Below are 12,138 nucleotides of genomic sequence, written 5' to 3'. Positions count from 1 at the left end.
CAAGCAATGAATGATTCCTATACCCAGCTCATCAGTTATGTTGAAAACCAGATGCCCTTTAACAAGCATCTGGGGATCAGAATCAGACACCTTGAAAAAGGTTTTGCCCGGCTCTATCTGCCGTACCAACCGGAATTTACTGGCGATCCCAGAAGACCTGCCCTGCACGGAGGTGTTCTTTCAACCCTTGTGGACACCTGTGGAGGGGTGGCCATCTGGACCTGCTGCGAGGTGGAGGATGCCATCGCCACCATTGACATGCGAGTGGACTATCTTCGTCCTGCACCCCAGGGATCTCTTTTTGCTGAAGCCAGGGTCAGGCTGCTGGGCAACCGGGTGGGAAACGTTCAAACCATTATATATGCCCAAGATTGCCAGGACAGAATCATTGCCGAAGGACGGGCCGTATACAACATCCGCAGACGCACAAAGTCCTGATTAGCCCAGTTCTGCCTGCAATAATATACCATGACCAGCAACCAAAGATTACAGCAGCTGAAAAAAAAGGCCTATATTCCTGAACACCTTCCGGAATATCTGGTCCCTTATTCTGAGGCTGATCCAGCTATTGACAATGATCTTGTCTATTATTCACTGCCAGGACAGTTGAACATTATTGCCTACCCCCTGGAAGAGGAAGGTTCAGGAAAAGATCTTGGTGCCCATGTCACTGAACTGGCTTCCAGGATAAAACCAAGGACCCTCAAAATCATCTCCCCGGTGGAACTGACTATTGATGGCTACAAAACCACTATTTTTGAGAAAGACTTCTACTCCTGCCTGGAACTGAAAAAAATCAGGGATAATGCCAAGCTGCGCAACATGCTCAAACGGGCTGCCCAGGATGTCCGGGTGGAAACAGCTGAAAGCTTTTCCAGAGAACACCTGGAACTGCTTTCCGAATTTATCCGGAAAAAGGGCTTTGCTAAAGAAAAGTCTGTTTTTTTTCATCGTCTTCCTGATTACCTGGCTGAACAAAGCCAGGCTCTGATGGTTGAGGCCAGACATAAAAAGAACAATGCCCTGGCAGGATTTGATGTGTTTGAGCCCGGATACGGCGACTACAGCTTCTATCTTTTCAATATTACCAGCCTTGATTCGGATAGAGTGCCTGGAATAAATGACCTGCTCATGAATCATGCCCTTAACCTGCTAAAATCCATGAACAAGAAATACCTGAACACCGGCCTTTGCATCAATCCCGGCATTGAAAGCTTCAAGGCCAAGTGGGGGGCAGTCCGTTTCTTGCCTTATCACTTTCAAACCTGCAAACCGTCATTTGACTGGAAAAAAATATTCAGGAGATCCAGAACATGATCAACAGAAAAATCATGACCGGACTGAAACGAATTCACAAACTTCAGGAAACAGCCAGCCAGATGCTCTTGTCCGGAATTCTGATTCACAATCCGGAAAACATCTACTACCTGACATCTGTTTATCCCCACGAACCTTCATTTCTTGTTGTCTCGCCCCACGGTGAGCCGGAGCTGGTGGCATCTGGATCGATTTATGCCGAAGCCCGGAAAGACTCACTGGTAAAAGTCACCCAGGGCAGCCTGGACATTGCTGAAACCACTTATCAGCGCATGCTCGATACCGGGGTTATCAAACCCCCTCCCCGGACCATGCTCTCAAGTTTCATCAGAAAAATCGCTGAATCCCCCCTGGGCATCGAGCAGAGCTACCTGAGCGTCTTTCTTCTGGAAAAATTTAATATCCGCAATTACACCGATATTACTCCGACCATCATGGACCTTAGATCCAGAAAGGACAGCTTTGAAATCGACTTCATCTCCAAGGCCTGCCATATTGCGGATCAATCCATGAAAGAAGTCAAGAACTACATCCAGCCAGGTATAACTGAAAAGGAACTTTCCGGATTATTTGATGCAAAAGCCAAGTCCCTTGGAGCTGACGAAACCAAATGCAGGGTCAGATCCGGAAAAAACTCGGCTCTGGCTTTCTCCAGATGGATGGATGAGAAGCTGGATAAAGGACCGGTACTTATTGATTACGGGGCAAGGATACGGGGCTACTGGTCTGACATAACCCGGATGTTTTACCTGGGTCCTGAACCATCTTCCCTGTTTCTGGAGATCTATGACCTGGTCTGCAGGGCCTCTGACAGCGCCCTTAAGCTCATGAAACCAGGCCAAGATATTCATGGTCCGGAAATCTCGATCAGAGAAATATTCAGGGAAAAGGGATATGAAAAATTCATGATCTACACTGCCGGACATGGGATTGGTCTGGAAGTTCATGAGCCTCCCTTGCTGAGCCTGCCCGGCCCCGAACACTTTGCCCCTGGAACCCATGAACCGAGTCAGGCCAGGGAAAGTCTGTCAACTGCCTTTATCTCTGATGAAGAAAACAAAGCTGTATTTCACAGAAACCAGGTTTTTGCCCTCGAGCCAGGCATTTATCTGGATCAGATAGGGGTAAGGGTGGAAGACATGGTCTGCATATCAGACGAACCCGTTCTCCTGTCCACCTTTCCTAAGGACCTGGAGCAGGTAATAATCAGCTGTTGACTTTGTGCCAGGAATCATAAAAACGTCTTTCTCTAATTAACCAGCAAGAATTTTTTCAAAGCTTAAGATCAATGAAAACAGGTCAGGACGCACGGATCATATTCACCAGACAGGGAATCAGCAATGGATTTAATAAATGCATCCCCTTAGGGCTTGGAGTATTCGCCTACGGGCTGGTCTTTGGAGTGCTGGCCGTCCAGGCCGGAATGACCCTGGTTCAAGCCCAGCTCATGAGCCTGCTGGTCTTTGCCGGAGCTTCCCAGCTTATGGCTTTGGAGTTGTGGAGCCCCCACCTGCCGATACTGACCATTGTCATGACCACCTTTGTGGTCAATCTGAGACATATCCTGATGGGTGCAGCCATGAGGGAATGGCTGGTCAGACTGTCCCCGGGCAAGACATACTTCAGCCTTTTTTTCATGACTGATGAGTCCTGGGCATTGTCAGTAAGAGAAATGGCCTCAGGAAGTAGAGATGCCGGGTTCTTTCTTGGATCTGGTCTGTGCATTTATCTATTCTGGAACCTGGCCACCCTGCTGGGAGCTGCTACTGCCTACTGGATTGACAGATACCTGGCTGATCCGTCTATTCTTGGACTGGATTTTGCCTTTACAGCTGTTTTCATCGCTCTGCTTACCTTTTTCTGGAAAGGCAAGGCCCAGATACCGGTCTGGCTGGTGGCCGGTCTGGTCGCAGGCATCGCCTTTGTTCTATTGCCGGGTAAATGGTATATAATTTTTGGCGGCCTTGCCGGCGGCCTTACAGGAGCATGCAGGGATGCCTGATTATTCCGGCTGGATCGCCATTGCAGCCATCATCGGCATGGCCATGACCACTTACTTCACCCGGGCTGGTGGCCTCTTTGTGGTCAGTCGAATCAACCCTTCCCCCAGAGTCAGGTGTTTTCTCAGCCATGTCCCTGCTTCCATCCTGGTAGCGATCATAGTTCCCACTCTGGTGGACAAAGGACCGCCAGAAATCATCTCAGCCGCCCTGACAGCCCTGGTGGCCATATTAACCCGCAACCTTATTGCATCCCTGATCACCGGACTGATCTGTGTCTCCCTGCTCAGATACCTGGTCTTCTCCGGATAAAGATAGATCGACCTCTTTTCCTGACCGCGTTTTCACGTTTACCAGTAGAGTCACTTTTTAGTCTCATTATTGACATCAATGGGGAATTAATGAAAAATATTTTACCATAATGTGCACAATGGCCACCAGACATGTTTTTAAGTAATTATCAGGCAGCAGAATATGTTCAGATTAAAAATCGTTCTTACGCTCCTCTTTGTTTCCCTGTTTTTATTATCCGGCTGTACCCGGGATTCCAAAGAACCTTTTGTCTGTCAGGACCCCTTGGGATGCGTGATTCTGGCCCCGGGTGAACCCGTAAAAATTGTCAGCATGCAGGCCTTGACCGGTGAACTTGGCCCTCTAGGTCAGGAAAACGTAAACATTGCCCGCTTGGCAGCAGCACAGTGGGGAGGTGACATTCACGGCCATCCCCTCGTCATAATTGCCGAAGATGAAAGATGTACAAGGGAAGGCGGATATATCACCGCTCAAAAGATTGCCAGCAACCCTCAAATCGTGGCAGTCCATGGAGGAACCTGCTCCATATCCAGCATACCGGCTGCAGAAATCTTTTCCAGGGCTGGATTGTCAATGATTTCCGGATCAGCAACAGCACCATCTTTGACCAGTTTTGATGGTCAACCTGGAGAACACTGGCATTCAGGTTTTTTCCGAACTGCACCCAACGACAAATTCATGGGCTATGCAGTTGCTTACTTTTCCATCAATGACTTGGCCATCACCAGAGCGGCCACGGTCAATGACGGGGATCCTTACACCAGGAGTCTGGTTGAACTCTTTGAGCTGGAATACCGAAAAATAGGTGGGGAAACAGTATTTTCCGGCGGGGTGACCCGGGGAGATCAGAATATGGCTCCGCTCCTTCATGGCATTGAAATGTCTGGAGCAGGGATGCTCTTTTTTCCCATCTTCTCACCTGAAGCCGACTACATAGTAAACCAGGTCGCAACCATGAGCGGCCTTAAAGACCTGGTTCTAGTCGGTGCAGACGGACTGGTCAATGAACCATTCATTAAGAAGATCAGGGACATCAACAGAGAAATGTATTTCGTCACCCCGTACATGACTGAAAGCCACGAATCCAGAAAGCTGTACGATGATTATGCTGATATGTTTGGGCAAACCATCATTGGGACCTTTTACGGCCACCACTATGATGCAGCCAGGATGCTTTTTCAGGCTCTAGAAAATACAGCCTTTATAAATGATGAAGGATCTCTGGTCATTGGTCGCCACACCCTGCGGGAAGAAATCTGCTCCTTAAAGGGTTTTAATGGACTAACCGGCAGGTTGTCCTGCAACAGGTTCGGTGACTGTGGAATTCCAAAGTACAAACTGATCCGTCTTGATAATCCACAGGCCACTTATCTTTCTCTGTCCAAAAACATAATCTCCACTTTTGAACCAGGAGCTGACCTCAATTGTTCAGAAGAGCAATAGGAATAATCCCATCCATAAAATCTGGCTGGGAAAAACTTGAAGTAGCCAAAAAACTATCCATATCAATGGGTTGCATGCTCCTTTTGATTGCCCTGGTTGCCCTGACCGGCTTTGCATCCATCCGTACCATTCAGACCAGGATGGAAAACACCATCCTGACCAGCAGCCAAATCAGGAATATGGCCTTACAAATGGAGGCTGGGCTGCAGAGGACCAGGCAGATGGAAAGAGATTTTTTCCTTCGCTGGCCTTCCATGGGCTTTGACCGGGCTCATGAGTTTTTCATGCCCCAAATCAGGGAGGAGCTGTCCAGGGTTGTCTTCATAAGCCATGATCTTCAGCAGCTTATTGCCGATTCCCAGGTCAGTCAGGAGTTTCGCAGAAACATTGCTAACATTGATTTTTACCTTTCCTCAGCTGAGCTTTACTCCCTGGCCTTAGACGAGGCAGTGGAACTTGTTTCCCTCATAGGACGCCGGGAAACCGGGGTCCAGCAAAGACTGACCCAGGTCTCTGATGCCCTGTTTCTGGGTCTTGAAAATGTCGGGAACCAGGACCTGCTTATCCTGGCCCTTGAATCCAGGACCTTTGAAAAGGATTACCTGATAACCAGACAAAGACCGTATATGCAGTCGGCCCTGAATAAAATGACTTTGCTGGAACAGGGCATCCTGAACTATAATCTTGCTGATTCCGGCCATGGACAAGAACTGGTCAGGCTTATCAACGACTACAGAGCCCTGGCCGAAAGTATGCTTGATATTGACCGGGATATAATAAGCAAGTTCAACGAGTTTGATCTTCAGATGGAATTCCTGGAACCCATTTCAGCCAGACTTGTCAGCCAGGCTGATCAGGAAATGGGTAAAGGCCTGAACCTCATCACCAGAACCGCCCTTGCAGCCAACCTGGTCATGGGCATGACCCTTATTTTCTCGCTGATACTGTCCGGCATCATAGCATTGATTATCTATAAAAGCATATCCAGAAACGTGGCCGGGCTTTCCAGAGCCGCTGACCTGATGAGTACAGGGGACCTCTCAGCCAGGGCTCCTGTAACTTCTTCCGATGAACTGGGGCATCTGGCCCAGACCTTTAACAATATGGCCCAGAAAATGTCAGGCCTGATGGACACCCTGGAAAAAAGGGCTGAGCTGGCCAAAGCCAGATTATTCCAGGCCATTGAATCAATTGACGATGCTTTTGTTCTTTTTGACGACAAGGACCGGCTGACAGTTTACAATTCCACTTTTATGGAATTCTTTCATATCCTTGAAAATAAATCTTCTCAGGGAACTTCCTATCAGGAATTTATAACAGCCTGTGCCCGGAAAAAAATATTTCTGAATGCAGTTGATCATGAACAAAAATGGATTGAAGGCAAACTGCAGAATCACCGTAATCCTGGCAGTCCTGTTGAGGAACCTCTGGCCGGAGGGTCATGGTTGGAAATAAGTGAATTTAAGACCATGGACGGTGAGACTGTATGCATCTTCAAGGACATTACCTCCAGGAAGCAATATGAAGAAGCCCTGCGTAAAAATGAAGAAAAATACAGGCTTCTGGTGGAAAACCAGACCGACCTGGTGGTCAAGATTGATGCGCAGGGCAGATTCCAGTTTGTAAGCAAGTCCTATTGCGATCTTTTTGGAAAATCCGAGCAAGAGCTGCTTGGACAGAACTTCATGCCCCTGGTCCATGAGGAGGATCAGGAGCAGACTGCCAAGACCATGGAAAGCCTGTATAAACCCCCCTATTCCTGTTATCTTGAACAAAGGGCAATGACCAGAAAAGGCTGGCGCTGGCTGGCCTGGGCTGACAAATCAGTCCTGGATGATCAGGGCAATGTTGTGGCCATTGTTGGAGCAGGCAGGGATATTACTGAAGTCAAGCAGGCCCAGGCAGACCGGCTTAAAATGGAAAGACGCCTGCTTCACTCCCAGAAGCTTGAGAGCCTTGGAGTGCTGGCTGGTGGCATAGCCCACGACTTTAACAACCTGCTGGCAGCCATGATGGGCAGCCTGGAAATGGTAATGGACGACCTCACCCCCGGGTCAAAAGAATGGACCCGCCTGGAACGGGCTCAGCAGGCTGCCAGTAAAGCTGCTGATCTGACCAGGCAGATGCTGGCCTATTCAGGCAAAGGCAAGTTCGTTATCAAATCCATTGACCTGAACCGGATTGCTTCGGAAAATGCTCAGCTTTTCATGTCCACCATTTCCAAGAATATTCATCTAAAGCTGGATCTGAACCCGGATATTCCAAAAATCCAGGCTGACCCGGGTCAAATCCAGCAAGTGGTCATGAACCTCATAACCAATGCCTCGGAAGCCCTTGGGTCCGGCCCAGGGGAGGTGGTCATATCCAGCGGAATAATGGACTGTGATTCTGATTACTTAAGCAAAAGCCGGTGTGAGAAAAAAGCAAGGCCAGGCCGGTATGTATGGCTGGAGGTTACTGACTCAGGCCAGGGAATGGATTCCAGAACCCTGCAGAAATTGTTTGATCCGTTTTTTTCCACCAAATTCACCGGACGCGGACTGGGACTTTCTGCTGTTCTGGGAATCATCCAGGGCCATGACGGGGCCATCATGGTCCAAAGTGCGCCTGGCAAAGGAACCACCATCAGGGTTCTCTTTCCAAAATCAGTCAGCCTGGAAGGCTCTGACTCCACCCGTCCAACCCATTCAGCCGTAAAAGTACCGGACAAAGAAATGACCGGTACAATACTTGTGGTGGATGATGAGGAAATGATTCTGACCCTGGCAAAAGAAGCCCTGGATGAGATGGGCTTCAAAGTCCTGACCGCCAGGGACGGAGTAGAAGCTGTCAAACTGTTTCAAGGGCGTGCCCATGAAATTGTCTGCGTAATCCTTGATCTGATGATGCCCAACATGGACGGGGTAGAGACCTTTGAACATCTAATAAAAATCAATCCTGACATAAAAGTGATCCTCTGCAGCGGCTATAATGAGCAGGAAGCCACCCAGGGTTTCGAAGGTCAGGGACTGGCCGGGTTTCTGCAAAAACCCTTCAGGTTAGGAGATCTCAGGCAGGAATTGAAACGTGTTCTCCAAGATCAGTCTTGACCTGGAAAATCATGAACATTGGTCAGTTAACAGTCCTGATCCACCGGGAAAGTTCATTTTGCTGATTTTCTTTTGAATATGCCCTTACAGTCAGTCTGCTCTGCTCCAGAAGGCCCTCCAGCCCAAGGTCTCTGTCTCTATAAAGCCTGACTGCTGCCTCAAGCTTCAAAGCAGCATCCAGCACATCGTAGTCAGCACTGTAAAAACCATTGCCCTGCCATGCCACCTGTCGCAGAGGGATATCCGGTACATAACCTGAACCAGCCTGCCTCATATAGTCCCACCCTCCCAGACCTGCAAATCCGGTCACAAAGCAACCGCAGGCCATGGCCTCCAAAGGAGGAAGACCAATACCCTCGGGAAATCCGGTTGCCAGGAACACATGGCTCTTTCTTAAATGACCGGCCACCTGGTCAGGGGGCACTCCCTCGATACTGACCCAGCTAACTTCCAGGTCTTTGTTCCTCTCCTGGAATATCCTTCTGATCTGTCTGTAAAGGGCTTTGTTCTTTCGGGGCATGTAAGCTATGTAAATCCGGTCCCGGGGTTTGGATTCTGGGGGATAAAAAATCTGGTCATCAATGGCCGGCCGGATAACCGGCGTATTTCTGTTCAGGGATTTTCGGATAAATACCCTGACCGGATCAGAGACAGAAATGAATTCCACTGGCAGGTCATGCCATGACACACCCTGGGGAAGCCCACTGAACAGGTACGCCCAGTTCTGACAATAGACAAAATTTCTGATCCCGGCTTTCATGGAAAGGGCCAGGACATTGGGCCAGCCTTCGGGCACAAGAAACAGGTCATAGGTATTAAATCTGAAATCCCTGCTGACAACCACCTCAAAGCCCATGTCTTTAAGAAACTTTTCCGGACCTTTTTCCCATAGAAAAAAGACTGGACAGTGGCTCAACTCTCTTAACCGCTCTGCAACCTGGACCAGCACCTGCATTCCTCCGGTCAGCCCGGCTGCCGGAGGAAAAAAGATTACTACCCTCACCTGTCTTCCCCGTTATTCAGCATCAGCTTCAGGGTAGCCCACACTCTGGGCAAGAACAATCAGGCTGGTCTCAGGCAGACCAAGGGCATGGCCCAGTCTGTCCCGATCCACCGAACCTCTGACAACTGTTGCCAGTTCCTTGGAAGCGCAGAACAGATACACATTCTGACTGATAAACCCCACATCAGCCCCTGCAAGCATTTCCAGGTTATGGGCTGATACGCCTGTCATCCTGGCAGTATCAGCCACAAAGACCAGGTTCAGCGGAGCCTGAACCACAAAATCCTGGGTCCCGGTCAGTGAACGCAGATCACCTTCTGCCTTTAACCTGAGGATATTGGTCTGGGGCTCGTATAAGTAGGCGTTTTGTTCCATGACAGCGTATACATCCACTTCCTGCCAGTTTCTGGCTGAAGGGGCAGTGCGTTTCCCGGATTCCGGTCTGTTTATGCCAAAGGCAGCCCACAAAAGATCAGAAAGCATTTGATCAGACAAAGCCTTAGAACTGAAGGAGCGGGTGCTCTGACGCTTTTTCAGGACTTCCATCAATGGTTTGCCCCCTTGCAGGTTTGGCTGAGGCAGAAATATGTCCCCTGGATTATCTGCTGACGAGGGACAAGCAAAAAAAAGAATGGCACAGGCCAGCCAGACCATGATTGCTGATTTGCGCATTGTTTTCCTCCGGATAATCAAAGTAATCCATGTTCACCATAAGCCTGTTTTCCAGCAAGGCCGGCCTCCTGATCCCATTATTTTGCAGATCAATCATGACAAAGGATGATCTCAAGATAAGGGGATTATTCCAGATAACTTTTCAGCTCTTTTTTTAGTTTATCAGCAGCTGGAACAGCCTGTTCAAAGATCTGGCCGAATCTGTGAAAATGAAGCAGTCTCACATCCCTTACTTGGGGCCTGATATAGATGTCAGGCTGCCTGTGCTTCATCTTCTCGAAAATAATGCTTTGCTGCATGATTTCAAAAGCATTGAACAGGGAATCGGAAAGATCCGGGGGATCTGACTGCTCAACAGTCCTATCTCCTGAAACATCCACAGCTACGACAATATCGCACTCTTGTTCCAGGATATCATATGGCAGGGGATTGACTGTTCCCCCGTCCACCAGCAGTTTGTCATTCAGGGCAACTGGTGCAAAAAGACCTGGCACGGCCATGCTGGCCTTGACTGCACTTAGCAAGTCACCTTTGTCAAGAACCACTTGTTTGCGCTTCCAGTAGTCGGCAGCAACGACTTTCAGCGGAATGGACAGTTCTTCAAAGGAAGAAACCCGAATCTTTGTTTTTAAAAAATTCAAAAAACCCTGGCTGTCCACCAGTCCTCCAGCATCAAGATCCAGCCTGAGCAGATCAGTCAATTTCAGGCCCCAATCCCCTTGAACCAGGACTTTTAGAGTTTCCATGTTCAGACCTGAAAATTCATTGACAATCCTTCTTATCTCTTTCCCTGACAGGCCGGATGCGTACAGGGCTCCAATAATGGAACCAATGCTGGAGCCGGCAATGATCCCAGGTTTAATACCTAATTCATCAAAAACCTCCAGCATGGGTATATGGGCAAGACCTGTTGCCCCGCCTGAGCCAAGGGCCAGTCCTATTTCGGGACGAACCTTCCTGCCTTGGGATGTTTGAGCTCCAGCCAAAGAAACTAAAGCTGATCCCATGCCGCCAAGAATAACCGAAACAGATTTTATAAAGGTCCGCCTGGTACACAATCCTCCTGAAAATACGATTCTATCTTTCAAATCTTAACCTCTAAATCTGAAATCTAAGACATCCATTCGAATTGGACGGAACCCCGGCTCTGCCTGGATCCAAACCTGATTCATTTTACCTGAACATGAATCATTGTCCAATACAGCTTGTAGGACAGAATGCTGAAAAAAGCCTAGCTGATGACCTGACCTGAGGCAAATGCCGGTTCATGCAGAGGCAGTATGATATCAGCCATTTTTCTAGTCTTGAGCACAATGTCATAAGCTTCATAGACGTTAACATGAGTTCCGGGTGGGATGACCTCCATTTCCATGGCCCGGACCTCTCTAGGAGGATCAAGGTTTTCCTGGATAACACAAAACCCAGTAATCAGGGCTGTACCACTCAAAGTATCTACCAGTACACTCATGCCCCCTGGTGTATGGGCAGGGGTATGTATTACTCTTACACCCGGAAAAAGCTGACTATCCTTTTCAACTGTTCTGATCTGTCCATTTTCCTCAACATCCAGGATGCAATCCTCAAGATATCTATAATCCAGGGGATGAGGATCGTGGATGTGTTCAAGCTCCAGGGGATGGACAAATATTTCTGCGTTCAGACATTTATAATCGTTTTCACAATGATCATTATGGAGATGAGTGTGAACAACCGCATCAACGTCTTTGGGCTCAATTCCGACACTGGCCAGGGCCTGCTCAAAAGTATGGATGGGGCCGCCCAGATCATTTTCCCGATCCACTGATTGGACAGGACTCATTTCCCCGGTATCAATGAGGATATGTCCATCGCCCCCTTCCAGATACCAGCAGTAAATCGGTATGATATAGGGTTTTCCGTAGCCGAACTGATGAGTCATCATTGACTTGTCAAATCGCTTGGACCCAACCACCAGGGGATGGATGCGGTACTTGGCCATGACATTACTCCTTTTACCAGTCACCACTGCTTCTGGTCCGCTTTTAATCTCTAACCTGTCTAATTATCCATTTATCTGTGCTCAATCCTGTTATTATGAAAGCCCCAATGGTCCATGACAATCTGATGTTCTGCTTTTTTGCTCACTATAACAACTGAGCTGGGATGGTTGACAGTGTAACCCCGGACAATTGTCTTCGCAAGAACCAGGTAAAACTGATCCGGGTATCAGATAAAGACAAATATAAATCCATGGACTGCTGGAATCGCCAGCCTGTTTAAGGGGTTATCAGGAAAACCACCATCTCCAGTCAATATTCCCTGG

Annotated in this window: 11 protein-coding genes; 7 read left to right on the top strand and 4 right to left on the bottom strand. The window is 48.5% G+C overall.

Annotated features, from left to right (window positions below):
• Positions 1-6: 6 nt before the first annotated feature.
• From P771_RS0106085 to P771_RS18245, 7 genes are all read left to right on the top strand, one after another.
• Positions 7-438, top strand: coding sequence for a PaaI family thioesterase (locus P771_RS0106085; protein ID WP_028574442.1), 432 nt, complete (start codon positions 7-9; stop codon positions 436-438).
• Between the two features lie 30 nt (positions 439-468).
• A complete protein-coding gene (locus tag P771_RS0106080) occupies positions 469-1,317 on the top strand; it encodes a GNAT family N-acetyltransferase (protein ID WP_028574441.1) in 849 nt (282 codons plus the stop codon).
• Positions 1,314-2,534: a M24 family metallopeptidase gene (locus P771_RS0106075; RefSeq protein ID WP_028574440.1), complete on the top strand. Its 1,221-nt coding sequence runs from the start codon at positions 1,314-1,316 to the stop codon at positions 2,532-2,534. The genes P771_RS0106080 and P771_RS0106075 overlap by 4 nt, the downstream gene beginning before the upstream one ends.
• 71 nt (positions 2,535-2,605) lie before the next feature.
• Entirely contained in the window at positions 2,606-3,319 is a 714-nt protein-coding gene (locus tag P771_RS0106070; protein ID WP_028574439.1) for an AzlC family ABC transporter permease, read from the top strand.
• Positions 3,312-3,629, top strand: coding sequence for an AzlD family protein (locus P771_RS0106065; RefSeq protein ID WP_028574438.1), 318 nt, complete (start codon positions 3,312-3,314; stop codon positions 3,627-3,629). Before P771_RS0106070 ends, P771_RS0106065 begins: the two co-directional genes overlap by 8 nt.
• A gap of 162 nt (positions 3,630-3,791) precedes the next feature.
• Positions 3,792-5,072: a branched-chain amino acid ABC transporter substrate-binding protein gene (locus P771_RS16680; protein ID WP_051617154.1), complete on the top strand. Its 1,281-nt coding sequence runs from the start codon at positions 3,792-3,794 to the stop codon at positions 5,070-5,072.
• Entirely contained in the window at positions 5,054-8,161 is a 3,108-nt protein-coding gene (locus P771_RS18245; protein ID WP_051617153.1) for a hybrid sensor histidine kinase/response regulator, read from the top strand. The genes P771_RS16680 and P771_RS18245 overlap by 19 nt, the downstream gene beginning before the upstream one ends.
• A 22-nt stretch (positions 8,162-8,183) precedes the next feature.
• Here P771_RS18245 and P771_RS0106050 read toward each other — a convergent pair whose 3' ends face one another.
• The 4 genes from P771_RS0106050 to P771_RS0106030 form a co-directional block, all read right to left on the bottom strand.
• Positions 8,184-9,164 (bottom strand): glycosyltransferase family protein, encoded by a 981-nt coding sequence (locus P771_RS0106050; protein WP_028574437.1) that lies wholly within the window; start codon positions 9,162-9,164, stop codon positions 8,184-8,186.
• A 12-nt stretch (positions 9,165-9,176) separates the two neighbouring features.
• Entirely contained in the window at positions 9,177-9,836 is a 660-nt protein-coding gene (locus P771_RS0106045; RefSeq protein WP_028574436.1) for a SagB/ThcOx family dehydrogenase, read from the bottom strand.
• 125 nt (positions 9,837-9,961) lie between these two features.
• A complete protein-coding gene (locus P771_RS0106035; RefSeq protein WP_150112143.1) occupies positions 9,962-10,924 on the bottom strand; it encodes a patatin-like phospholipase family protein in 963 nt (320 codons plus the stop codon).
• A 143-nt stretch (positions 10,925-11,067) separates the two neighbouring features.
• Positions 11,068-11,814, bottom strand: a complete 747-nt coding sequence (locus P771_RS0106030) for an N-acyl homoserine lactonase family protein (RefSeq protein WP_028574434.1) — start codon at positions 11,812-11,814, stop codon at positions 11,068-11,070.
• Positions 11,815-12,138: the final 324 nt, after the last annotated feature.

The organism is Desulfonatronovibrio hydrogenovorans DSM 9292 (genome assembly GCF_000686525.1).
Lineage (GTDB): Bacteria > Desulfobacterota > Desulfovibrionia > Desulfovibrionales > Desulfonatronovibrionaceae > Desulfonatronovibrio > Desulfonatronovibrio hydrogenovorans.
The sequence above is the reverse complement of the archived record's forward strand: the minus strand, read 5'-3'. Positions and strand labels throughout refer to the sequence as shown.